Here is a 24,373-nt window from a genome sequence, read left to right as displayed (position 1 = left end):
GAATGACGTTAAACCTTCCCCCCGTCGAAGACATCGCCGACACCGCCCTGGCCGAGCGCCTGCAACACCTTCTGGACAGCAAGACCAAGCCGGTCGGCGCGTTGGGCGCGCTGGAGGCTTTGGCCGTGCGGCTGGGGTCCATCCTTGGCACTTCAGAGCCGGTGCTCGATCGGCCACAGATGCTGGTCTGCGCTGCAGACCATGGGCTGGCGGCTCGGGGGGTCTCGGCCTACCCGAGCGACGTGACATGGCAGATGGTCGAGAACTTCCTGGCCGGCGGCGCGGCCGTGAGCGTGCTCGCGCGGCAGCACGGCCTGGCGTTGACCGTGGTGGACTGCGGCGTCCGACACGATTTCGATCCGCGCGAGGGTCTGCTCATTCGCAAGATCGCCTCTGGCACGGCGGACGCCTCCGTCGGCCCGGCCATGACCGCGGCGCAGTGCGGACAGGCCATCACCAACGGCATGGCTCTCGTGCGAGAACTTCCCGGCAACGTGGTGCTGCTGGGTGAAATGGGCATCGGCAACTCGTCGGCCGCCGCCATGCTGCTGGCACGCCTGACCCACCAGGACATCGACGCCTGCACCGGCGCCGGCACCGGGCTCGATGCCGCCGGCCGAGCCCACAAGCGGCAGGTGCTGCGGAGAGTGCTTGAACTGCATGCAGAGGCCACCGATCCGTTTGGTGCACTGGCGGCGCTGGGCGGATTCGAGATCGCCACCCTCGTGGGCGCCGTGTTGCAGGCGGCCGATGAGCGACGGGTGATCGTGCTCGACGGCTTCATTGCCAGCGCTGCGGTTCTGGTCGCGCAGGCGCTGCGCCCGAATGTCGTGCAGCGTTGCGTGGCGGCTCACGAGTCCGCGGAGCCGGGCCATCGCCTGCTGTTGCACTTCCTCGGGCTTCAGCCTTTGCTGAAACTCGATTTGCGGCTGGGCGAAGGCTCGGGCGCGGCACTCGCTTGGCCGTTGCTCGAATCCTCCTGCCGCATCCTGCGTGAGATGGCCAGTTTCGAATCCGCGGGCGTTTCGCGGCAGGACGCCTCATGAACGGCGTGCGCCACTTCTTGCTGGCGCTGCAGTTTTTCACGCGCGTTCCGGTCACGGGACAGCTGGCGGGATGGGTCGGTTTCAGTCCCGCGATGCTGCGGGCGAGTGCCGCGCATTTTCCGGGCGTCGGCTGGCTGGTGGGCGCGGTCGGCGCGGGCGTGTTCTGTGTCGCGCAGGTCGGGCTTCCGGGCTTGGCGGGTGCGTTGGTGGCAGCGGTGCTCTCGACGGCGGCAACCGTGTGGATGACGGGCGCGTTCCACGAAGATGGCTTGGCCGATGGCGCGGACGGACTCGGCGGGTCGGTCGATCGTGTGCGGGCGCTGGAGATCATGAAGGACTCGCGCATTGGCGCCTTCGGCGCGATCGCGCTGGTGCTGGCGCTGGGCCTGAAGATCGCACTGCTGGCGGCGCTGGCGGGGCAGGGCATGCCCACGGTGGCGCTGGCGCTCGTCTGCGCCCATGTGCTTTCGCGCCTTGCGCCCCTGTTCCTGATTCGCTGGCTGCCCTATGTCGGCGATGAAGGCGCGGCGAGCAAGTCCAAGCCGTTGGCCGATGCGATCGGCAGCGGTGCGTTGCTGGCCGGTGTTGCGTGGTCGCTGCCTGCGGCGGCGTGGCTGCTGGCGGCGCTCGGATGGACGCGGGGATTGGCGGCGATGCTCTTGTGTGCGCTGGCTGCGCTGTACATCGCGCGCTTGCTGAAGCGTAGGCTTCGTGGCTTCACGGGCGATGGCCTGGGCGCTACCCAGCAGGTTTGCGAACTGGCGATCTATCTCGCGCTGGCCTGGCAGGCATGAGGTTCTGCAGGCATGAGGCTTCTGCTCGTGCGCCATGCGCAAACCACTGCCGCCGAGGGCCTTTGCTATGGACGCACCGATGTTGCGGTGCTGCCTGAAGTGACGCGCGCCACGGCCGAGCGCGTTGCGCAGCACTTGCCTGTCGGCGCACCGATGATTTGCTCGCCGTTGTCGCGTTGCGCCGAACTCGCGGAAGCCATCGTCGGGTTGCGGCCCGACTTGCGAGCCAATCACGACTCGCGCCTCGCCGAGATGGACCTCGGCGATTGGGAGGGACGTCCCTGGTCCGCCATTGACGCCGCCGAGTTCGAGGCGTGGACCCGCGATTTCGCGGATACGCACGCCGGCGGCACCGGCGAAAGCACGCGCCAATTCATGCAGCGGGTGGGGCACGCCTTCGATGCATGGCGCGCAGGCGGGCGCGACGCCATCTGGATCACGCATGCCGGCGTAATTCGCGCGGTGTGGCTGCTGCAAGTCGGCATGCGATGCGTCGAGCGATCGGATCAGTGGCCCGCGCAACCGATCGCGTTCGGCGAGTGCGTGAGCATCGAACTCGGCGAACCTGGCGAAATGGATCTTCAGGGCGGCGGCGTCTTGGGCTTGTAGTCGCAGTAGGGCGCCACCGCGCATTTCCAGCACATCGGCTTGCGCGCCACGCAGACGTAGCGTCCGTGCAGGATGAGCCAATGGTGAGCGTGCAAACGGTATTCGGCGGGCACCCGCTTCTCCAGCTTGAGTTCGACCTCCAGCGGCGTCTTGCCCGGCGCCAGCCCTGTGCGGTTGCTGACGCGAAAGATGTGCGTATCGACCGCCATGGTCGGTTCGCCAAACGCGACATTGAGCACCACATTCGCCGTCTTGCGGCCGACGCCCGGCAGCGCTTCGAGCTCGGCGCGTGTCCTCGGGACTTCACCGCCGTGATGCTCCACCAGCATGCGGCAGGCTTCCATCAGATGCTTCGCCTTGCTGCGATAGAGGCCGATGGTCTTGATATAGCTCTCGAGCCCTTCGATGCCGAGGTCGAGAATGCCTTGCGGCGTGTTGGCGACCGGAAAAAGCTTGCGCGTCGCCTTGTTCACGCCCACATCCGTCGCCTGCGCCGACAGCAGCACGGCGGCGAGCAACTCGAAGGGCGTGCTGTATTCGAGTTCGGTTTCGGGGGTGGGATTTGCGGCCTGGAGCGTCGCGAAGAAAGGTTCGATCTCGGCTTTTTTCATGTGGCCGAAGTTTAGGGCGAGTACGACAAACTCCCGGTGCGTTGAAACCGCTGAGGCAAGGCTGTCCGGCGCGTGTGAGGCTCACACTGCCTGTCACGGAGCGTCTGCTCGACCAAGCAGCGAGCCCTGGATTTGTGCACATTTCGAAGAGGGGATCGATTGCCTCGCGTTGACCTGTCGGCAGGCGGAATCGTCCGTTCCGCCCCTCGCCTGCACGCGTTAAGCCCCGTGTGACTGCGCCGTGTCTGGCGGCTCACGCGGGCCGTCGTCCGGTATGGCGGCAAGCGCCGTGCCAATAGAGTGCTTGATCAATTCAGTGTCGTTCGCCACCCCGAGCTTACGCATCGCGTTGGATTTCTGTGAGCTGATGGTCTGTTTGCTGCGCTTGAGCTCAGCCGCGATCTCGTTGACCGAACGCCCTGATACGAAGAGCCGGATCACTTCGGATTCGCGATGAGTGAGCGCCCGGCTACTGGAGGTTTGCGTTTCGACGTCGAGTTGCCAGACGATTCCCGAAATACTGGGAGAAAAATAACGACCCTGCGCATACGCGCCGTGAATCGCAGCGAGCAAATGGCTCAGCCCGTCGGCCTTGCTGAGAATGCACTGAATGCCAAGCTTGAGTAGGGAGCGGATGGTCCCCGCGTTGTCGACCATCGTCAGCACAACAATCCGCATGGCCGGAAATCGGCGCCGCAGAAAAGAAAACAGAGTAATGCCGTCACCGTACTCACCGCCCGGCATGGAGTAATCGGACACCAGCACATCGCATGGCTGGGTGCCGAGTGCCGCGATCAGTTCGGTCGAGTTCGCGCAGGTGCCAACGATCTTCAGGGTGCGATCTTCTCTAAGCAGGTGGAGCAGTCCGGCAACGATGAAGGGGTGATCATCGGCAAGCATGACGCGGATGGAGAGATCGTCCATTTCGGGGCGTCCTTTATCTGTCGAGCATAACGACCTGTTTTTGCAACGTGCCCGCAATCAGAAGACATCGGACTTGACGGACTTGAACCGTATTGCATTGGGTGGGGGGGTATGAACGTAACGGGTAAAAAACCCGCTGGGCACTGGAATCAGCACAGGGGAGACAGACGCAAGGCAAATTCGTACTGGTCCTGCCCCGCCGTTGCCGTTGTCTGATTTCGCCGGGTGACTGATCTTCCGACAATTGGGGCCCTTACGAAATTTCATGCTTCGTTCATCAAGTCACGCGAATTTAGCCGAAACCCTTTGAACGACGAATCTTATTTCATTGTTCTGCGTGGCCGGTTTCGGTTCAATCATCGCGCCACATACGAGCAATCTAACCGGTTCCGATTATGACTCAAGACGTTTTGCCTGACATGCAGGCCGCGGCCCAGGCGCTCACCAACGAGGATGGCCTCCTCGGTTCCGTGATGTGGATCTGCGAGCGCTACGGCTGTGGCAGGACGGCGGAGGCACTGACCGCCGGGCTGCCGAAGAGCGGCATGCTTGCGCCGTCACTGGCGCTGGATGCCCTGTCAAATGCGGGCCTTACGGCGGGCCTGGTGGAGCGCCGCCTGCAATTGCTGCCGGGGCACGTGCTGCCGGTCATTTTGCTGCATCGCCGCATGGGCGGCTGCGTTCTGCTAGGCCGTCGGGCGAACCCGGACAACGAAGCCAAAAGCCGCGTTCTGTATCAGGTGATGGTGCCGGAATTCGGCCCCGAGCCGGTGGAGTACACCCAAGAAGAAATGGATGAGATCTATGCGGGCTACGCCATTCTGGTCAAGCCGACGGCTCGGGTCGAACTGCGCGAGGGAGACAACGGCGAGCCGGCCGGTCACTGGCTGCTGGGCACGCTGTGGCGTTATCGGCGCTACTACGCGAGTGCGGCGCTCGGCGCGTTGCTGATTAATGTGCTGGGTCTTGCCACCGTCTTTTTCACGATGAATGTGTACGACCGCGTGGTACCCAACCAAGCCTACGTCACGCTCTGGTCGCTGGCGATCGGGGTGGGCATTGCGATGCTGTTCGAAGGGATCTCGCGGCATGTCCGCAGCCATTTGCTGGACGTGGCCGGCAAGAAGGCTGACCTCGTCATGGGCACGCGTCTGTTCCGGCAGGCGCTCTCGATCCGAATGGAGCACAAGCCGGCGTCGGCGGGTTCATTCGCCAACCAACTGCGCGAGTTCGAGTCGGTGCGCGACTTCGCGTCCTCCGCGACGCTCTCGGCGATCTCCGATCTGCCGTTCGTGCTGGTCTTCGTGGGCGTAGTGTTCGCGGTTGGCGGTTCGCTCGGCTGGGTGCCATTGCTGATGATCCCACTGATCATCGGGGCGAGTCTGTTCGTGCAGTGGCCGCTTGCCCGGATCATGAAAGATAACCTCAATGAGGCGTCGCTCAAGCAGGGCGTGCTGATCGAGTCGGTGGAGGGCCTGGAAACCCTCAAGGCGGTGGGTGGCGAAGGCCACATGCAAAAGCGTTGGGAGACCTTTAGCGCCATGGCTGCGTCCTCGTCGATGAAGTCGCGCCAGATTTCCAGCAAGGCCACGAGCTTCATCACTTTCTTGCAGCAGCTGCAGACGGTGGTGCTGGTTGTGCTAGGCGTGTACTTGATTGATGCAGGCGAGCTGACGCAAGGTGCGCTGATCGGTACCGTGATATTGGCCGGCCGTATTACTGCACCGCTGAGCCAAGTGATGGGACTGGCCTTGCGCTTCCAGCAGGCGAAGGCCGCGCTGCATTCGTTGAACAGCCTGATGGCGATGCCCGTCGATCGAGATCCGTCACGCACGTATCTACCCAAGCCGCCGCTCTCGGGGCAAATCACCTTGAAGGACGTCTGCTTCTCGTACCCCGCGCAGACGACGCAACCGAGTCCGCCGGTTCTGAAGGACGTCAACCTGAGCATCGAGGCCGGGGAACGGGTTGCCGTCCTGGGCCGCATTGGTAGCGGTAAATCGACCTTGCTGCGTGTGATGGCGCGTCTTTACGCACCGGTCGGAGGTCAGATGTTCACGGGCGGTCTGGACGTCGAGCAGATTGATCTGGCCGACTGGCGCAAGGCCGTGGGCTACGTGGGCCAAGACGCGCGTCTCTTTCACGGCAGCCTGCGCGAAAACGTGATGATCGGCCGACCAGAAGCGAGCGCCGACGAGTTTCTGCGCGTGATCCGTCTGACCGGACTTGACCAGATCGCCAGCCGCCATCCCCAGGGCATCAATCTTCCAATCGGAGAAGGCGGACAGGGCATCTCAGGGGGCCAGCGTCAACTGGTGTCGTTGGCACGCAGCCTGCTCGCCCGGCCGCAGCTTCTGCTGCTCGATGAACCGACAAGCGCGATGGACACCCAGACCGAGGCGGTCTTCCTTGAGCACCTGGCGCGCGCAACCGCTGGGCAGGCGATCGTTGTGGTGACACATCGGCCCTCCCTGCTGGCGCTGGTAGACCGGATTGTCGTGGTCGAGGAAGGCAAAGTCGTGGCCGACGGTCCGAAGGACAGGATCCTCGCCGCACTGTCGGGTACGAGCGGGCCGGCACCGATGGATGGAGCGCAGACGCGCGCAAAGCCGCGCGCCGCGCCAAGCGTCGTGGCCGCCACTACGGGTATGAGGATCATGGCCGGCAAAAAAGTAGTGCCGGCCACCGCGGCGCAAGCGGGTAACTCGCAGGCAGGCATGCCGAACAAGGGATTGCAATGAACTTCAACATTTTCAGACGCGGCGCCAAAAAGGCGAAGCTGGGCAAAGCCGACGCCGCATTCATGAGCGACATCCAGGAATCGCTGCTCACTCAGTCGACGCCGGGCTCGATGATCGTGCTTTACTTAATTCTCGCGGTCCTGGCTGGTGGTCTGACCTGGGCGTACTTTGCGCGCGTGGAAGAGATCACGCTTGGCGAGGGCACCATCATTTCGAAAAGCCGCGAACAGGTCATCCAGAGTCTCGAGGGCGGGATTCTCGAACAACTGGATGTACGCGAAGGCGATATCGTCAAGAAGGGCCAGGTGCTGGCAAAGATCGATCCCACGCGTGCCCAGACAAGCTATCGAGAAGCGTGGTCCAAATCAGTCGGCCTGAAGGCGACGATTGCGCGTTTGCGCGCCGAGGCGTACGGCCAACCGCTGACGTTTCCGGACGACGTGAAAGCAGTGCCTGCGGTCGTGAAGCAGGAGACGCTCGCCCACAACGCGCGACGTCGTGCGCTCGACGACAGCGTGGCGGCGCTGGAAAAGAGCTATTCGCTCTCGGGCAAGGAAATTGGTCTGGCCGAGCCGCTGGCGGCCAAGGGACTGCTGTCCGAGGTCGAACTGCTTCGCATGCGCCGTCAGGCAAACGACCTGCGCTCGCAGATGGTCGAGCGGCGCAACAAGTTTCAGGCCGATGCGAACTCGGAGCTGACGAAGCTGGAACTGGAACTGGCGCAAACCAGCGAAACCGTAGTGGGACGCGCCGATGTCCTGCAGCGCACGACGGTGGTGGCACCGGTGTACGGCACGGTGAAGAACGTGCGCTTCAATACGATTGGTGGGGTCATCCAGCCGGGCGAGCACATCATGGAAATCGTTCCGCTGGAGGACCAGTTGCTCGTGGAGGCCCGCATTAAGCCTGCGGACGTGGCGTTCCTGCATCCCGGTCAACCGGCCACGGTGAAGATCACCGCCTACGACTACGGCATTTATGGTGGCCTGACGGGCAAGGTTGAGCACATCAGCCCCGACACCCTCAAGGACGACCAGAAGGCCGCGGCGGGCCGAGCCGATGCAACCTATTACCGCGTGCTTGTGCTGACGGACTCGAGTGTGTTGCAGGCAGGCGGGAATAGTCTGCCCATCCTGCCGGGGATGGTGGCGACGGCCGAGATCCGTACCGGTGAAAAAACCATTCTTGACTACATTCTGAAGCCGATTTTCAAGGCTCGTGAAGCGTTCCGGGAGCGCTAATCGAGGTGTAGCCGTGCCGCGTTGCTGCGGCGGGGCACCCTTGAACGGAGCGGCTCGCTGCTGTGCAGATTTCCGAAAGACGATTTCGTGGTGTGCAGTCGTCGAGTTCGACCGGCGTCAACTGGTCGCGGTCCGTCAAGGGGCGCAATATTCGCGCGGCTGCTTTTCGGGACCACGACGTGCGCGTTGTCTTAGACCTTCCCTGAGAGGTCATCAGGTCAAGCACGAGGCAATGCACTCCGTCGTCGTCGCTTCGTCACGCAGATCCTCGAGGTAGACAAGCCCTTCGTGTAGTCGGGCGTCGGTGCGCCAGCCGTAGCGCTGCAGACCCGTTCCTTGACCGCCATCCAACTCGCGGGACCGCGTCCGGTTCCGCAAAGGCGGCCATCATTTTTCTATATCGAACAACTCCCGTCTGCGACGGTTTGTTGCGGTCAGGATTTTTTGCAGCCTGATACCGCACCAAAGGTCACTTTCAGAACACTGGCTTCGCAATCCTCTATTTCGTTAGGAAGGCAATGCAAATTCGTACTGGTCTTGCCATGCCGGTGAGGCCGTCCGATTTCGCGGCATGACTGATTTTTCGAAAATTGGAGCCGGTACGAAATTTCGTGTTTCGTTCATCAAGTCACCGCGAAGTAGCCGAATAGACCCTTAAACGAGATTTGCTTCATCGTTCTGTGAGTCGAGATTCCGGTTCGGCTACCGCGCCACACACAATCAATTAACCGGTTCCGATCATGACTCAAGACATTTTTCCTGAGATTCAAATTACGGGGCAAGCCCTCACCCACGAGGACGGCCCCCCTGGTTTGCCCACCCGTCCCGTGGCATGGCTGGTTTCGTCACTCTTGGTGTTGCTCGCCCTGGCAGGGAGCGAAGCCGCGCAGGCTCAGGCCAGCCTCGCTGGCGCACCGGGACGTGCTGAAGATCTGCGTTCTGTACAGCAGGGCGCGCCCCGGCCACTGGTGCCGCCGCAAGCGGCACAGCCGACGAAACCGCCAACGCAGGCGCTGGGGAGCGATGCCACCAGTGCGCTGAGATCGACTTTGGCCGAGGTGAAGCAGCCGTCGACGCCGGTAAGCCGCACGCCCCCGGCGACGTTCGCACAGTGGCTTGACACGCAACCGTCCCGTACCGGTAGCGGGTCGATGGATTCCGCCACGCTGCGCCGCATCTTCCTGCGCGCCGTCGAGGAGGCAGAGAAGCGCAGTCCCGAAGTGGGGCAGGCGTATGCCACCTACCAAGCCGCGAATGCAGACGTCGACGAAGCCAAAGGCCTGCGGTGGCCACAAGTGGACATCGGCTCGCAAACGCAGGGTTTGCAATTCGGTCCCAATCGAGATGGCAGCAACAACGGCAATGCGGTGGCGGCGACGGTAACTACGACGGTGTACGACTGGGGCCGCACCAAGAACACGATTGGAAGCCGTGAGCAGCTCTCGGACGCTGCGCGCAGCAACTACACCGTGGCCCGCGACCAGAATGCGTTCGAGGTGACGGGCACGCTGGTCGAGCTGGGCAAGCAACGCGAGATCGTTGAGCTGAGCCAGCAATTCGTCGAGCGCATGGCCACGCTCGTGAAAATGCTGGGTGAAATTGTGGCAGTCGATCGCGGTCGCGGCAGCGAACTCACGCAGGCCAAGGCGCGTCTGCTGCAAGCTGAAGCCGCGCGCGATTCCGCAGAGGCCAGGGTGCGCGATGCGGAACTGAAGCTGCAAAAACTGGTGGGCGAGAACGCACCGCCGATTCCACGCGCGCGCAACTGGCCGATACGGCCGGGCAATCTGCCGCAACTCCTGCAGCAGGCGGATGCTCACCCTAGCCTGGCTCAGATTCAGTCCGAAGCCAGTGCGGCCGACCTGAATGCCAAGGTGGTGAAAGCGTCGGGTCTCCCGACGGTGAACTGGGTTGTCAGTGCGAATACCGGCTTCGGAGGTGGGAGCGCGGGACAACGGGGCGCCCAGACCATGCTGACGCTCAACTGGGCGGCATTCCGCGGCGGTTCGACGAAGGCGGCGACGGCTGCCGCCGGGTATCGGGCACAGGCCACGTGGCAGCGCCTCGATCAGCAGCGGCGTGACCTCGAATATGGCATTCGTGCCGCGCATCAGGATGCGCACACCATGCTCAGCCGCGCGGACCAGTACGAACGACTTTCCGGCGAGACCGATCAGGTGCGCAAGGCCTTCTTCGAACAGTGGTACCACCTGGGCAAACGGACCCTGCTCGATGTGTTGACCGCGGAGAACGATCACTACGGCAACGGCGTGAATGAAGTGACGAACCGTTTCGATGGCTACGCGGCGGTGCTGCGCGAATACGCGACTGCGGGTGCGCTGGTTGACTGGCTGACGACGGGCCGCACCAGCGATTAAACCGACGAATCAAACCGCACGTGTGCAGAGCTTCGTGATGGGCCGCCTTCCTTTCTGGCTGGCGGCCTTTTTTGAGCGTGACGCCCGCTCTGGCCATCGACGGCTGAGAGGCGAAATCCCAGATGCCCGCCTGTTTCGCCAATCGAAATAACGCGTGAGCACTATTGCTCGCGACTCTCAACCGACGCCCGCAATAGACCCGGATTTCGTTCCAGTCCTATCCAGAACCAAACCGGTCCCATGCCGTTTCCAGGGCCCCTCGTAAAAAATACAGGTAGATCAGCAGCCCGGCGGCTGCCGTGTCGTTTTCATACCCATTTCTTACCAATTTCTATCCATACGCTGGCAAAACTCGCCGGCACATGCACTCTAAAAAGGATCATCTGTGAGTTCGAATTCAGTGAAGCTGGCCGTCGTTGACGGTAGCACCATCAAACAAACGGTCGAATTGCGCGGTTCCGCGCAAGGCGCCCCGGTTCGTATTGCCGCCATCAAAGGTGGCAAATTCATTCTGGCTCAGGCCAATACCGGCCACGCTCCGGAAAACATTACCGTGCGCCGTTCCGGCAAGAACCTTCTGGTCAGCCTGGAAGGGACTGAGCTCGACCAGCCGCAATTGATCATCGAAGACTTCTACGGCAATGAAGGCGAGCTGGTTGGCCTGGGTGAAGACGGCTCGTACCACGAATATGTTGCCGCAGACGGCGAGCATGACCACGAAGCGGCTTTCCTTGCGGAGGGCGCGGATTCGCCTCTGGTTCTGGGCGCAGAGCAACTGAATGGCTTTGGCGCCGGCCTTATTGCGGCACCTGGTGTTGGTCTGGCGGGCCTCGGCCTCGTCGGGCTGGGTGCGTTGGCGGCGCTCGGTGCAGGGCTTACCGCCAGCGGTGGCAATGGTGGCGGCCCAGGGATCGCTATCCCTGTCCTGGATGAAAAGGCGCCATCGGGTGCGGTTGACCACTGGGACTCGGATGCGGATTCCGACTCGGATGCGGATGCCGACTCGGACGCTGATGCCGATGCAGACGCCGACGCGGATGCAGATGCGGATGCGGATGCGGACGCTGACGCCGATGCCGATGCAGACGCTGACTCGGACGCTGATGCCGATGCCGATGCCGATGCTGACTCGGATGCAGACGCCGACGCAGACGCAGACGCTGACTCGGACGCTGATGCTGATGCTGATGCTGATGCTGATGCTGATTCAGATGCCGATGCCGATGCCGATGCCGATGCTGACTCGGATGCAGACGCCGATGCAGACGCAGACGCAGACGCGGACGCCGATGCTGACTCGGACGCGGACGCCGATGCCGACTCGGACGCGGACGCCGATGCCGACTCGGACGCTGACGCTGACTCGGATGCTGACGCTGACGCTGATTCAGACGCTGATGCTGACTCGGATGCAGACGCGGACGCCGATGCTGACTCGGATGCTGATGCTGATGCTGATGCTGACGCCGATGCTGATTCAGACGCTGATGCCGATGCCGATGCTGACTCGGATGCAGACGCTGACTCGGATGCAGACGCCGATGCTGATGCCGACTCGGATGCGGACGCCGACGCCGACGCCGATGCGGACGCTGACTCGGACGCGGACGCCGATGCCGACTCGGACGCTGATGCCGATGCAGACGCTGACTCGGATGCAGACGCCGATGCAGACGCAGACGCGGACGCCGATGCTGACTCGGACGCTGACGCTGACGCTGATGCTGACGCCGATGCTGATTCAGACGCTGATGCAGATGCCGATGCAGATGCGGATGCGGATGCCGACGCCGATTCAGACGCGGATGCGGATGCGGATGCCGACGCCGATTCAGACGCGGATGCGGATGCCGATGCCGACGCCGATGCGGACGCTGACTCGGACGCGGACGCCGATGCCGATGCCGACTCGGACGCCGATGCGGACGCAGACGCTGATGCCGATGCCGATGCCGACTCGGATGCGGACGCTGACTCGGATGCTGACGCCGATGCGGATGCTGACTCGGATGCGGATGCCGACTCGGATGCGGATGCCGACTCGGATGCGGATGCCGACTCGGATGCTGATGCCGACTCGGATGCTGATGCTGATGCTGATGCAGACGCTGACTCGGACGCAGACGCAGACGCAGACGCCGACGCCGACTCAGACGCCGATGCCGATGCCGATGCCGATGCCGATGCAGACGCTGACTCGGATGCTGACGCCGATGCGGATGCTGATGCGGACGCCGATGCCGATGCCGACTCGGACGCTGATGCCGATGCCGATGCCGATGCCGACTCGGATGCGGACGCTGACTCGGATGCTGATGCAGACGCTGACTCGGATGCTGACGCCGATGCGGACGCTGACGCTGACGCAGACGCCGATGCCGATGCCGACTCGGACGCTGATGCCGATGCCGATGCCGATGCCGACTCGGATGCGGACGCTGACTCGGATGCTGACGCCGACTCGGATGCTGATGCTGATGCAGACGCGGATGCTGACGCGGACGCCGATGCCGACTCGGACGCTGATGCCGATGCTGATGCTGATGCTGATGCTGATGCTGATGCTGATGCTGATGCCGACTCGGACGCCGATGCGGACGCAGACGCTGATGCCGATGCCGATGCCGATGCCGACTCGGATGCGGATGCTGACGCCGATGCGGATGCTGACTCGGATGCGGATGCCGACTCGGATGCTGATGCTGATGCTGATGCTGATGCTGATGCTGATGCTGATGCTGATGCTGATGCAGACGCTGACTCGGACGCAGACGCAGACGCAGACGCAGACGCCGACGCCGACTCAGACGCCGATGCCGATGCCGATGCCGATGCCGATGCCGACTCGGACGCCGATGCGGACGCAGACGCTGATGCCGATGCCGATGCCGATGCCGACTCGGATGCGGACGCTGACTCGGATGCTGACGCCGATGCGGATGCTGACTCGGATGCGGATGCCGACTCGGATGCTGATGCTGATGCTGATGCTGATGCTGATGCAGACGCTGACTCGGACGCTGACGCAGACGCAGACGCAGACGCAGACGCAGACGCAGACGCCGACTCAGACTCAGACGCCGATGCCGATGCCGATGCCGATGCAGACGCAGACGCTGACTCGGATGCTGACGCCGATGCGGATGCCGATGCCGACTCGGATGCGGACGCTGACTCGGATGCTGACTCGGATGCGGATGCCGACTCGGATGCTGACTCGGACGCTGACGCCGACTCAGACGCCGATGCAGACGCTGACTCGGATGCTGACGCCGATGCTGATGCCGACTCGGATGCTGATGCTGATGCTGATGCTGATGCTGATGCTGATGCTGATGCTGACGCCGATGCAGACGCTGACGCTGACGCAGACGCAGACGCAGACGCAGACGCAGACGCAGACGCAGACGCCGATGCTGACTCGGACGCTGATGCTGATGCTGACGCTGACGCCGATGCGGACGCAGACGCCGATGCCGATGCAGACGCTGACTCGGATGCGGATGCGGATGCGGATGCGGATGCCGATGCCGATGCCGACTCGGATGCTGATGCTGATGCAGACGCTGACTCGGATGCCGATGCGGACGCAGACGCAGACGCAGACGCAGACGCAGACGCAGATGCCGATGCAGACGCTGACGCTGACGCTGACGCCGATGCCGATGCCGATGCCGACGCCGATGCCGACGCCGACTCAGACGCGGATGCCGATGCCGATGCCGATGCGGACGCCGATGTTGAAGCACCGGGCCAGCCAGTCGTTGGCGAAGTGACTGACAACGTGGGCCCGATTCAGGGTCCGGTGGGCAGTGGCGAGAGCACGGACGACACGACACCGACGCTGGTGGGCAAGGGCGAGCCGGGCGACACGATCGTCGTGATCGACAACGGCACGCCCGTTGGCGAGACGAAGGTCGACGAGGACGGCAACTGGAGCTTCACGCCTGATACGCCGCTGGRCGAAGGCAGGCACGAGTTCACGGTGGTCGAGCGTGATGAGGCGGGCAACGAAAGCAAGCCGTCGGGTCCGCACGTGGTGATCGTGGACACAACCCCGCCTGGCCAGCCAGTCGTTGGCGAAGTGACTGACAACATGGGCCCGATTCAGGGTCCGGTGGGCAATGGCGAGAGCACGGACGACACGACACCGACGCTGGTGGGCAAGGGCGAGCCGGGCGACACGATCGTCGTGATCGACAACGGCACGCCCGTTGGCGAGACGAAGGTCGACGAGGACGGCAACTGGAGCTTCACGCCTGATACGCCGCTGGGCGAAGGCARGCACGAGTTCACGGTGGTCGAGCGTGATCAGGCGGGTAACGAAAGCAAGCCGTCGGATTCGTGGACTGTGATCGTGGACACGAAGAAGCCAGACGCGCCGGTGATCAGCGCAGTGATTGACGATCAAGGCACGGCGACGGGCCCGATTGCTGAGGGCGCGACGACGGATGATGCAAAGCTGGAAGTCCGTGGTACAGCGGAGTCGGGCAGCACGGTGACGATTTTCGATGGCGGTCAGGTGCTGGGGCACGTGAAGGCTGATGACAATGGCAACTGGAGCTTCACGCCGGACACGCCGCTGGCCGAAGGGAAACATAACCTGACGGCTGTGGCGACGAACGCAGTGGGCACCAGTGAACCGAGCGGGCAATTCGGGTTCTCGTTCTTGCTGCCCGGACACTACGAGTTGGATTTCAGTAACTCAAACGTCGTTGGGCTAGCTCACAACTTCTACAACGCTGGTGATCGTCATGATGTAAAGATGGTGAATGGCGTAATGCGTATAGGCACGCATTCCCAAGCTCCGGGACAGGACCCGACGTCACAGCTCTATTACAAACTTGGAACCTCGGATAATCGACCGACTGCCTTTTCGGTTGATTTCGATCGGATCGATCCGCAATACAACTATGTTGTGAGGGTCGTTGTCACCGAAACGAATGGAGCCTACGGGAATTCACGGCTATTAACTTCCTTTAATTTGGATGCTAAAGGTGCAAATCATATTGAAATGACCTTGCCGGAAGGCTACACGTTGCTAAGACTGGACATTGTGTTCGACAACGCATCTCCCGGCTTCGATATAACGGGTAGTTCTTACTACACTGCTGAATACCAGCCCGAAATCGGCGTGTCTGATGTCCTGACGGACGAGGTCGCGGTTTTCGAGATTCAGGACGTCGAGGATTCGTCTGATGCAGGTGCAACGGCAGATGCAGATGTCCCTGCTGACAGTGGCGTCGACGATCAGAAGCCAAGCGATTCCGATTCGGCACTCGACAGTGACGATCAGTCAGTAGACGTGACCTCGACTGAGGGCCCGGATACAGCGCTTGATCTTCAGGGCACTGAGTATTCGACCGGTATGGACGGTGATGTTCATACTGAAAGTGGTGTGGACGTGTTGACGCTGACAGGTTCAGACTTGGTGCTGGATCTGGCGAACGTTGAAGTGAAACTGTCCTCGGTCGAAGTGTTCGATATCACCGGCACGGGCGGCAACACGCTTAAGTTGTCGCTGGGCGATGTGCTCGAGCATGGCAGCCAGGACCTGTTCATTGCTGACGGCCGCACGCAAGTGATGGTCAAGGGCGATGCGGGCGACAAGGTCGCGCTGTCTGATCTGCTGCCTGAGGGAGAGGACAACGGCGACTGGACGCAACAGTCTGACAACACGACTGTGGATGGCATCCAGTATGACGTCTTCTACCACTCGGGTCTGAATGCCGAACTGCTGGTGCAGCACGGCGTCGAGACAACGCTGAACAACCACTGATCTCCGGATGGTCCGCGACGCATGACCTGCGTCGCGGACCCGGAATCACCAATCATTTAATCAGGCTCTCTGAGCAGCATTGCGCTGCCCCGGGGGACCGCTTTTGAACCAATCATGACTTCCAATCAAACCCTGATGCGTGCGCTCGCAGGCGCATTGCTCGTGACGGCGGGTACCTTGCCCGCCATCGCACAACAGACTTTCTCTAATCCGCAACCGCCGGTCACTCAGGCAGGCGCATCCGACACCACGCCGACGGTCCGTGCCGGTACGCAGCCTGGGAAGGTTTTCGGCCAGAGCTACGCGCCGGTCGGACAGGTCGGCCCTCAGCAGGCGCAGATCATCTACTACCGTGAAGCATCCGCAGGGGCAGGCCGTTCGGCCGCCGCTCACGTCTACCTTGATGGCGAATTGCAGACCGCGTTGCTGCCCAACGGCTACAGCGTCTTCTGCGTCAAGCCGGGCCAACACACGCTGGGTGCGTACACCCACGATGCGCCGCTGTACAAGGGCAAGAACGCTGGTGGATCGCGTGCTGAACTGAAGGGCGGCATGACCTACTTCGTAAAGGTCGGGCCGATTGACAGCAATGGCGCACCGGTGGTGGTGCCGCGCAACGAAGCCGAAGCCCAGTTGCAGGGCATGCGCGCCCAAATGCACGTGCTTTCCCGTGCATCGGCAGTTCAGGCGTGTGACTATCCCTCAGTCCCCGTGGTACAGGCTACTGCGGCGGCACAACCTGCCACGGCGAGAGAGTACACGCTCAAGGGCGACACGCTGTTCGCCTTCGGCAAGGCTGGCACTCGCGACATGACTGCCAAGGGCCGAGCGGAAATTTCGCACCTTGCTGAGCAGATTCTCGCGGAGAACGCCTCGTTGGAAGCAGTCACGGTGATCGGCCACGCGGACCCCATCGGCCCGGACGCAGCGGCGCAGAAACTTGGCGAGCAGCGTGCGATGACGGTTCGCCGGATGCTAATCGAGCATGGTATTCCGTCGTCAAAGATCACAGCGGAAAGCGCGGGCAACTCCAATCCGCTGGTCACAGAGTGCAGCGGCACGATGCAGCAGAAGATTGCCTGCAACGCACCCAACCGCCGCGTGGTGGTGCGCGTGAATCTTTCCCGTCCAGCCTGATAACGGGACGCGGGCGCTGGCCTTTGGCGAGCGACCTTCCTGGATCGGGAAGGTCGCCGTACCCACTGTACCCTTGACCCCGCCTTTCACCGCGCGCCTCCGGTAAACGGTGACGGTCCAAACACGGAGTGTCGCGATGACCAAACAAACAGCCACCCCTGCAATCAAGGTACTGCTCGCCTATGCGGCGTTGCGCGACAAGGATCAGGAATTCTTTAACAGGGGACTCAATGAGTTTGTCTTTGCGGCCCCGTCGCGCAAACATGAGTTTATCGAGCAGTGGCAACGAGCGCTCGCGGCTACTTGTGAAGCGCCGATACCGTCGATACACACAACTGATCGAAGGGGGCCGGGCAATAGATGATGTCCGGCTCGCTGGGCCGGCAACCTGTCAATAAGGCTTGCTCCCTCAAGCCTGGCCGGGCTGATGTAAGTGACCAGCGAGGCCGCCGATGAACATCTCGCAAGCGCTCGACAGGTGAGCGCCAATGAGGCATCGTGTCCGGTCAAATTTCATTGCCGCTGTCAGACAAAGCATCATCGCCAAGTATCGGGCCGCAGGCGTGTTGTCTGTCCCTACCCAGGAGTAACCCATAGTGACTACCCCTTCTGAGCACGCGCATCCCAACCCCACAGACTTCCCTGCACTGTTCGCGCGAATGCGCTGCGTCGTTGAACCTAAAGTCCAGCCCCTGGCGGCGCCGTGGCCGTCCTTTGTCCTGTTCTTTTCATGGAGTGATGGGCAGCGGCGGGCCGATGTCGTGAGCGCAACGGCGCCGACATTTGCCCTGGCCTGGGACGCCGGCATGGCGCAGGCGATGCAGGCTGCCGGCGCCACCGGAATGGCCGTCCAGTGGCTTCGGGTGGACTGGGTCGATAGCGTTGAGGCCATGACTTGGGACGCGCTGCGGGACCGCCTGGCACAGACCAAACGCAATTATTTTCGTTGCGGCCTGTCGCTGGACAGCGATTTCAGGCAGGCCTTCCTGGAGACCGAACTGAATGCCAGTGCCATGCTCTATGGTGGCCCGGCCCAGGCGCATGCCATGGTGAACACGAAGAACTTCGAACGATATGCCGCCAGCCGACATCAGCTTGCCAGCGTGGATTTCGAGGGCGGGCGGGATGTTTATGTGTTCTCGGCCCGCGGGGCGTTTGCAAGCCGGCAGTCGCAGGAAGTCCACCTCCTGCACGGGACGGGTCTGAATGCCGGACGCCGCATCATCGCCTCTCTCCAGCCGGCAGACGTCCGGGCGCTCGTTGCATCTGGCAGCCGCTATCTGGCCAGCCAGGTGCAGCCAGGCGGGCGCTTCCACTATGGCTGGCATCCCTGCTTCGATCGGCCCATCGGCGCCTACAACAGCCTGCGCCATGCAAGTTCGGTCTATTCGATGCTCGAAGCCTGGGAGGTGACCCGGGACAGTGAACTCAAGACAGCCATCGATGCAGCGCTGCATTATCTCGTGAACGATCTCATCCGACCGATGGAGTTGCCCGGCGGCGCCCGGGCTGCGTTTCTGGTCGAAGGGCAGACCGAAATCAAACTGGGCGGAAACGGAGTGTGCCTGCTGGCGCTGGTCAAATACAGCCAGCTGACCGGCTCAGGCGAATATCTGGCGCTGCTCGAACAACTCGCGACAGGCGTGCTCTTCATGCAGGATGCGGGCACCGGCAAGTTCATCCATGTGCTGAACTATCCGGACCTGTCGGTCAAACAGCCGTTCCGGATCATCTACTACGACGGCGAAGCGGCCTTCGGCCTGATGCGCCTTTACGGCCTGACTGGCGATGCGAGGTGGCTCGCCGCGGTGGAAAAGGCGTTCGACCATTTCATCGAGGCGAAACACTGGAAAGCGCATGACCACTGGCTCAGCTACTGCGTGAACGAACTCACCCGTCACCGGCCGCTGGAAGCGTATTACAGATTCGGGATCCAGAATTTCGCCAGCTATCTCGATTTCGTGATCGAGAGGGTCACGACGTTTCCGACCCTGCTTGAATTGATGATGGCGGCCGAGCAGATGATCAGCCGCATGCAGCAGCAGCCCGGGCTGGGGCACCTGCTCGCCGGGCTCGATCTGGATAAATTCTTCCATGCACTGCATACGCGGGCACAGCGCCTGCTGGACGGCTATTTCTGGCCAGAACTCGCCATGTACTTTGCCAATCCGGGCAGGATCACCGGGAGCTTCTTCATCCGTCATCACGCTTTCCGGGTCCGCATTGACGACGTCGAGCACTATCTGTCCGGTTTGGTCGCCTATCTGAAATATCTGGACGCGCAGCGGCCTTCCTCATCCTCCACGCCCGCGCGGGAATGGAGCGCCGCCGGGATCCAGGCGGCCACCCAGGGGACGTGGCTTACGCCGCCGCCAGCGGGGTGGACGGCGAGCGGCCTGTGCATTTACGCGCCGGCCATGCAGGCCGGAAACGTCGTGGTCGCCCGGGTCGGTGAGGCAGACCGGGGGATCCCTGTTTCCGTCATCCGACAACTGAAGACGCGGCCCGCGGGTGTCATCACGAGCCATCCTGATGCGCAGGCCCAACTTGAGGATGTGCCGGTGCTGCATGTCGCCGATACGGGTGAAGCCATTCTTGCGATGGGGGCCTACGCACGCCGGCAGATGAGCGGCACCGTCCTGGCGGTGACGGGGAGCGCCGGCAAGACAACGCTCGTGGCCATGCTGGCGGACGCCCTCAATGCTTACGGCGAGACCGCAGCGAGTGCGTTCAACGCCAACCTCCCACATGGCGTGAGCTGGAATCTTGCATCAGTCCCCTGGGACGCCCGGCACGTCGTCCTGGAAGTTGCCGTCGGCAACATGCGGAAGAGCGCGGCCATTGCCCGCCCGGACATAGGCATTTTTACCAACATTCAGCCTGCCCACCTCGGCAAAAGCAGCACAGTCACCGATATTGCCCGGACCAAGAGCATGATCTTCGAGGGCATGTCTGCGGGAAGTGTCGCGGTGCTCAATCGCGACATGCTGGAATGGGAGACCGTCCGCCAAGAGGCCGTGGGACGAGATCTGAGAATCTTTGCCTATGGCACGAGCGCCGGGTGCGAATTTCAGCTCGTCGACCATGACGCGTCCGGGCAGCGGGTTGTTGCCCGTATCAGGGGGCGCGATATCACCTACCCGATCGGGACCGCAGGCTTGCACATGGCGCTGAACAGCCTGGCCGTTCTCGCCGCCATCTCGGCGCTCAACTATCCTCTCGAGCCCGCGCTCGAACGAATCGCAAACTTTGCTGCCCTGCCTGGCAGGGGAGAGGAGATTGAGTTGACGCTCCGCGGACGACACCTGACTGTCGTTGACCATGCTTACAACGCCAATCCCGGTTCGATGCAGGCCGCTTTGGAACATTTGAGGGATATTAAGGATGCCCCCAGACGGGTCGCTGTGCTGGGCGAGATGGCGGAACTCGGCCCGCAGGCGCCGCTGTTTCATGCCGAACTCGCTGCTGTCGTCGAGCGTTGTGCGGTCGATCGCGTCTATGTCATGGGCAAACTCTATGCCGACTTCTGGGAACTGCTACCGGTCGCGCGCCGTGGACGCTACACGAATTCTCTCGACGAGTTGAAGGGCGCACTTGACGACGAACTCGTCGACAGGGATGTGGTGCTGCTCAAGGGATCGAACAGTACGGGCATACATCACATCGTGGCGTGGATGAAGGCGTGTGCGTAAGCAGGCCACCTTGACATCCCGGCAAACAATATACCTGTCCGGCGCGCTGAATGACTCGGAGAGGTCAGCCCGTTTCCCATGATGGTCGCGCCTCAGAGGGCAGTCCGCGCGCGGCAGGGGAGTGGAACGCACGAACCGTGTCGGGCGTAGGAGCGCGTGCCGCCCGCGCGCTTGCACATCATTGGTCATTTCTTTTTTAGACAACCTGACGGACCCTTATTCATGCAATCGCTTGTCCGATACTGTCGGCGTTTGTCGCACCTTCTGCACTGGAGGTTCCGGCGGTTCCTGTTCGTTGCCTTTGGCGTTTTTGGCGTCATCGAGCCGAGTCTAGGGGGGCGGCCGAGGCTGGGGCCGTTTGAGGCTCCACGGCCTGCAGAGCTCAATATCCCCGTGGGAAATGAGCCTTTCGATGCCGCGCAGGCTCTGAATGGTTCCTTCAGTTCACCAGAACAGTGTGCACGGGTGCTCGACAGCCTCTGGGTGGAGGTCAGTGGTAAGGGGGATTGCATCCGGTACTACGAGCATGGACTGTCCGGCGGCGAAAATGCCACTGTCCTTGTATATTTCAGCGGCGATGTCATGCTGAGAACCACGAAGGGTGTCAGGCACATTACATCCTCCTACCAGTCCTTTTCGCCCATGAAGATTGAGAAGGATATGGCTGACTGGTCCGCTGATGCCGGCCACCCCGCGCTCTATCTTGCGCGCCCGGGTATCTATGGCTCCTCTGGCGACCATAACAAGTGGCGTACACATCGCGAGATCGAACTGATGGACCGCGCACTGGACCTGCTCAAGGTGCGCTACAACATCGCGTCATTCATCCTGATCGGACATTCCGGTGGTGGCCAGATCGTCGCGGCGCTCCTGAACAGGCGTCGGGACATCGCGGCATCGGTGCTTTCGTCCGGCCTAGTTTCCATGAAGCAGGTTACCGCGTATTGGGAATTTAGGCGTGAAATCCCTGGCCGACTACTTTACGACGCCCAGAGCTATTACGATCCCGTCGACGAAATCTGGCGCATTCGCCGGGATCCGCTGCCGGAAATCTACGTGATATCGGATCCAGAGGATCGTATTGTTCCCTTTTACAGTCAGCTTTATTACGTCCGCCGCCTGCGTGCCCTCGGCCTCAAGCCGCATCACATCTACGCCTATGCGCCCGGGCCGCAACGTCACCTGCTCGCCGGACACGCGAAACGCGCCGCAGCGCTCTTTGCCCAGGGCAAATCAGCGGAGGACATCCGCATGGCGCTTGCTGAACTTGATCTGCCGCAAGTTGTAAGCCGCGATAAGCTACACCCGGCGGCGGAGCATGGTCAGGCGTTGTCACAATGAGGAGCGTTGTCCCGCAATGGGGTGAGCGCGCTGATCGTGGGCTTGCGCGGGGAGCGCCTCGCGCAGAAACAGGGGGCGAAATGGACAGCATCGATCCAAAACGATTCGGCAAGGTGGCGGTGCTACTAGGCGGCGTGTCCGCTGAGCGTGAAGTGTCGCTCAATTCTGGCCGTCTCGTGCTACAGCGTTTGCGCGACGCGGGTGTCGACGCACACCCCTTCGATCCGTCTGCGCGGGCGCTGTCGGCGCTGAAGGACGAGGGCTTTGCTCGCGCGTTCAACGCGTTGCACGGCGGCTACGGCGAAAACGGCCAGATTCAGGGCGCGCTCGATTTCTATGGGATTCGCTACACAGGCACCGGGGTGCTCGGTTCGGCACTCGGGCTCGACAAGTTCCGCGCGAAACTCGTATGGCAGCAGTTGGGCATTCCGACGCCGCCGTTCGAGGCTGTGATGCGCGGTGACGATTACGATGCGCGCGCGCAGGCAATCGTCGCGCAACTCGGCCTGCCGCTTTTTGTGAAGCCGGCGAGCGAAGGCTCGAGCGTCGCGGTGATCAAGGTGAAAGTGGCCGGGGCGCTGCCCGCGGCGATCGCGCAGGCGGCAAGGTTCGACACGATCGTGCTGGTCGAGAAGAGCATTGAAGACGGTGGTGAATACACCGTGTGCATTGTGGGTGATCTCGATCTGCCGGTCATTCTGATCGTGCCGGCGGGCGAGTTCTACGACTACGACGCGAAGTACATCCACGACACGACGCAATACCTGATTCCGTGCGGACTGGCCTCGCAGGAGGAGATGCGCCTTAAAGTGCTCGCGCGCCGAGCGTTTGAGGTGCTCGGCTGCAGCGGCTGGGGTCGTGCCGACTTCATGCTGGACGGTGCGGGCAATCCGTACTTCCTCGAAGTGAATACGGCGCCCGGAATGACCGATCACTCACTGCTGCCGAAGGCGGCGCGCGCTGTTGACATCAGCTACCGGGAACTGGCCCTGAAGATATTGTCACTCACGCTGACGGATGACAGGATCGATAGCTGAAGCGACGTTCGTCACCCGGTTGCACCGGCAGGAGGTCCGGCTGTTTCGCCGCCTCGCGCTGCATGGAAACGTAATGGACTTCGACGCGCCGGAGGGCACCTGTGTCGTCCCGGAAACTCGAAGTTCTGGAGGGGGCAAGGCAGGACAAGCGCTCCCCGATTTAGTGACATGGAGGCCTGTGTGCGCGCCTCATGTTCCCGGGACGGGCTGCGTTGCCCTGTACCCCTATTCAATCGCTAGAAAAGCGTCTATTTCATTGTTTCGAACACCGCTTCGGCGAACAGCACGCTGGATGACCTTGAGAATTCGGGTGTTGAATACGGCGCTCGTCTGGTTGCCCTTCCAATCGTATTCCGGCCAACCATTCAAACTCGCCACAATGCCGTCTTCTGCATCCAAGGATTGCATAACAACGCTGAGGAAAGGAAGACCACGGACAAGATCATCTTTGAATATTGCACTGCCGTCGGTATAAGTCGCAGATCTAAGGTCGTATGGAAGCTGCATGCTCCGATCAGCTTCGTCCATAAAGCTCGCCAATCGGCTCCAGAAGTCATAAGGAAAATTCTGAGAAAAAACCCGCGACTGCATTTCCTCCATGCTTGCAGGCAGTGGCTGCGCTACGACCATACGCGATTGGTTCACTAGATTAATATCTATGTACGTGGCAGATCGAAAACGTGCACTTTCAAGAGGATCACGAAAACCAAGCAGGTTATATGCTTTTCTGATCGCATACGTCTGTCTTGCCATGTTCTCAACATAGTCGGGAATTTCATTCGGAAAGAACATCCTGTTGATCCGGCAATGCGTTCTCACCGGAAGGCGTAAAAAACCCGAATATTGCTACCGGGTAATTCGTATTATTGTTAAGGACGCCTGCGCGTTTGCATTTTGAAGCCAAAACAGTCCACTAAAAAGCAGAGATGGAAGAATTGCAATTCTTCTAAGTTTCATTAGAACTTTCTTTTACCTTTTATTAAACAATGATGTGACTCAGAGATTTGTAGCATTCACTGAGCAAATGCAGCATATCAACTCAA

At 61.7% G+C, this 24,373-nt stretch carries 17 protein-coding genes; 13 read left to right on the top strand and 4 right to left on the bottom strand.

Annotation, left to right across the window (positions count from 1 at the left end; all coding sequences use genetic code 11):
- Window positions 1-2 precede the first annotated feature (2 nt).
- From cobT to AC1DEK_RS01685, 3 genes are read left to right on the top strand one after another with little or no spacing between them, the layout of a single operon-like run.
- Window positions 3-1,046, top strand: a complete 1,044-nt coding sequence (gene cobT / locus AC1DEK_RS01695) for a nicotinate-nucleotide--dimethylbenzimidazole phosphoribosyltransferase (protein ID WP_478123456.1) — start codon at window positions 3-5, stop codon at window positions 1,044-1,046.
- A complete protein-coding gene (locus tag AC1DEK_RS01690; protein ID WP_478123455.1) occupies window positions 1,043-1,840 on the top strand; it encodes an adenosylcobinamide-GDP ribazoletransferase in 798 nt (265 codons plus the stop codon). The genes cobT and AC1DEK_RS01690 overlap by 4 nt, the downstream gene beginning before the upstream one ends.
- A gap of 12 nt (window positions 1,841-1,852) precedes the next feature.
- The gene (locus tag AC1DEK_RS01685) at window positions 1,853-2,449 is read left to right on the top strand and encodes a histidine phosphatase family protein (RefSeq protein ID WP_478123454.1); all 597 of its coding nucleotides are present in this window, start codon (window positions 1,853-1,855) and stop codon (window positions 2,447-2,449) included.
- Here the strand turns inward: AC1DEK_RS01685 and nth are convergent.
- Both nth and AC1DEK_RS01675 read right to left on the bottom strand, forming a co-directional pair.
- Window positions 2,422-3,060, bottom strand: a complete 639-nt coding sequence (gene nth / locus AC1DEK_RS01680; protein WP_478123453.1) for an endonuclease III — start codon at window positions 3,058-3,060, stop codon at window positions 2,422-2,424. The genes AC1DEK_RS01685 and nth overlap by 28 nt on opposite strands.
- Window positions 3,061-3,279: 219 nt before the next feature.
- A complete protein-coding gene (locus tag AC1DEK_RS01675) occupies window positions 3,280-3,984 on the bottom strand; it encodes a response regulator (RefSeq protein ID WP_478123452.1) in 705 nt (234 codons plus the stop codon).
- Window positions 3,985-4,379: 395 nt separating this feature from the next.
- Here AC1DEK_RS01675 and AC1DEK_RS01670 point away from each other — a divergent pair, with 395 nt between their 5' ends.
- The 3 genes from AC1DEK_RS01670 (at window position 4,380) to AC1DEK_RS01660 (ending at window position 10,344) form a co-directional block, all read left to right on the top strand.
- The gene (locus tag AC1DEK_RS01670) at window positions 4,380-6,725 is read left to right on the top strand and encodes a type I secretion system permease/ATPase (protein ID WP_478123451.1); all 2,346 of its coding nucleotides are present in this window, start codon (window positions 4,380-4,382) and stop codon (window positions 6,723-6,725) included.
- Window positions 6,722-7,966, top strand: coding sequence for an HlyD family type I secretion periplasmic adaptor subunit (locus AC1DEK_RS01665; RefSeq protein WP_478123450.1), 1,245 nt, complete (start codon window positions 6,722-6,724; stop codon window positions 7,964-7,966). Before AC1DEK_RS01670 ends, AC1DEK_RS01665 begins: the two co-directional genes overlap by 4 nt.
- Window positions 7,967-9,024: 1,058 nt before the next feature.
- Window positions 9,025-10,344 (top strand): TolC family protein, encoded by a 1,320-nt coding sequence (locus tag AC1DEK_RS01660; RefSeq protein ID WP_478123974.1) that lies wholly within the window; start codon window positions 9,025-9,027, stop codon window positions 10,342-10,344.
- A 397-nt stretch (window positions 10,345-10,741) separates the two neighbouring features.
- Here the strand turns inward: AC1DEK_RS01660 and AC1DEK_RS01655 are convergent, their stop codons facing one another.
- Complete coding sequence (locus AC1DEK_RS01655) at window positions 10,742-11,305, bottom strand: hypothetical protein (protein ID WP_478123449.1); 564 nt, start codon at window positions 11,303-11,305, stop codon at window positions 10,742-10,744.
- On the opposite strand from AC1DEK_RS01655, the gene AC1DEK_RS01650 reads away from it, so the two are divergent.
- The 7 genes from AC1DEK_RS01650 (at window position 11,292) to AC1DEK_RS01620 (ending at window position 23,330) form a co-directional block, all read left to right on the top strand.
- Window positions 11,292-14,120, top strand: coding sequence for a hypothetical protein (locus tag AC1DEK_RS01650; RefSeq protein WP_478123448.1), 2,829 nt, complete (start codon window positions 11,292-11,294; stop codon window positions 14,118-14,120). The two genes, AC1DEK_RS01655 and AC1DEK_RS01650, sit on opposite strands and share 14 nt — an antisense overlap.
- Complete coding sequence (locus tag AC1DEK_RS01645; RefSeq protein WP_478123447.1) at window positions 14,117-16,123, top strand: Ig-like domain-containing protein; 2,007 nt, start codon at window positions 14,117-14,119, stop codon at window positions 16,121-16,123. The genes AC1DEK_RS01650 and AC1DEK_RS01645 overlap by 4 nt, the downstream gene beginning before the upstream one ends.
- Before the next feature lie 114 nt (window positions 16,124-16,237).
- Window positions 16,238-17,260: an OmpA family protein gene (locus tag AC1DEK_RS01640; protein WP_478123446.1), complete on the top strand. Its 1,023-nt coding sequence runs from the start codon at window positions 16,238-16,240 to the stop codon at window positions 17,258-17,260.
- A gap of 136 nt (window positions 17,261-17,396) precedes the next feature.
- Window positions 17,397-17,624: a hypothetical protein gene (locus AC1DEK_RS01635; protein ID WP_478123445.1), complete on the top strand. Its 228-nt coding sequence runs from the start codon at window positions 17,397-17,399 to the stop codon at window positions 17,622-17,624.
- Window positions 17,625-17,856: 232 nt separating this feature from the next.
- Window positions 17,857-20,952 (top strand): UDP-N-acetylmuramoyl-tripeptide--D-alanyl-D-alanine ligase, encoded by a 3,096-nt coding sequence (locus AC1DEK_RS01630; RefSeq protein WP_478123444.1) that lies wholly within the window; start codon window positions 17,857-17,859, stop codon window positions 20,950-20,952.
- A gap of 393 nt (window positions 20,953-21,345) precedes the next feature.
- The gene (locus tag AC1DEK_RS01625; protein ID WP_478123443.1) at window positions 21,346-22,293 is read left to right on the top strand and encodes an alpha/beta hydrolase family protein; all 948 of its coding nucleotides are present in this window, start codon (window positions 21,346-21,348) and stop codon (window positions 22,291-22,293) included.
- Between the two features lie 80 nt (window positions 22,294-22,373).
- Window positions 22,374-23,330 carry a D-alanine--D-alanine ligase gene (locus AC1DEK_RS01620; protein WP_478123442.1) on the top strand — a complete coding sequence of 319 codons (957 nt, stop codon included), beginning with the start codon at window positions 22,374-22,376 and terminating at the stop codon, window positions 23,328-23,330.
- Between the two features lie 225 nt (window positions 23,331-23,555).
- Here AC1DEK_RS01620 and AC1DEK_RS01615 read toward each other — a convergent pair whose 3' ends face one another.
- Entirely contained in the window at window positions 23,556-24,122 is a 567-nt protein-coding gene (locus tag AC1DEK_RS01615; RefSeq protein ID WP_478123441.1) for a hypothetical protein, read from the bottom strand.
- Between the last annotated feature and the right edge of the window lie 251 nt (window positions 24,123-24,373).

Source organism: Variovorax sp. 10N420 (genome assembly GCF_056394705.1).
This window is presented reverse-complemented; position numbering and strand designations above follow the sequence as displayed.

What these genes read in the sequence shown, in the direction of transcription:
- AC1DEK_RS01635 (WP_478123445.1), top strand. Translation starts at nt 17,397, where the DNA reads ATGACCAAACAAACAGCCACCCCTGCAATCAAGGTACTGCTCGCCTAT.
- AC1DEK_RS01640 (WP_478123446.1), top strand. Translation starts at nt 16,238, where the DNA reads ATGACTTCCAATCAAACCCTGATGCGTGCGCTCGCAGGCGCATTGCTC.
- AC1DEK_RS01685 (WP_478123454.1), top strand. Translation starts at nt 1,853, where the DNA reads ATGAGGCTTCTGCTCGTGCGCCATGCGCAAACCACTGCCGCCGAGGGC.
- AC1DEK_RS01620 (WP_478123442.1), top strand. Translation starts at nt 22,374, where the DNA reads ATGGACAGCATCGATCCAAAACGATTCGGCAAGGTGGCGGTGCTACTA.
- AC1DEK_RS01665 (WP_478123450.1), top strand. Translation starts at nt 6,722, where the DNA reads ATGAACTTCAACATTTTCAGACGCGGCGCCAAAAAGGCGAAGCTGGGC.
- AC1DEK_RS01690 (WP_478123455.1), top strand. Translation starts at nt 1,043, where the DNA reads ATGAACGGCGTGCGCCACTTCTTGCTGGCGCTGCAGTTTTTCACGCGC.
- AC1DEK_RS01615 (WP_478123441.1), bottom strand. Translation starts at nt 24,122, where the DNA reads ATGTTCTTTCCGAATGAAATTCCCGACTATGTTGAGAACATGGCAAGA.
- AC1DEK_RS01670 (WP_478123451.1), top strand. Translation starts at nt 4,380, where the DNA reads ATGACTCAAGACGTTTTGCCTGACATGCAGGCCGCGGCCCAGGCGCTC.
- cobT (WP_478123456.1), top strand. Translation starts at nt 3, where the DNA reads ATGACGTTAAACCTTCCCCCCGTCGAAGACATCGCCGACACCGCCCTG.
- nth (WP_478123453.1), bottom strand. Translation starts at nt 3,060, where the DNA reads ATGAAAAAAGCCGAGATCGAACCTTTCTTCGCGACGCTCCAGGCCGCA.
- AC1DEK_RS01675 (WP_478123452.1), bottom strand. Translation starts at nt 3,984, where the DNA reads ATGGACGATCTCTCCATCCGCGTCATGCTTGCCGATGATCACCCCTTC.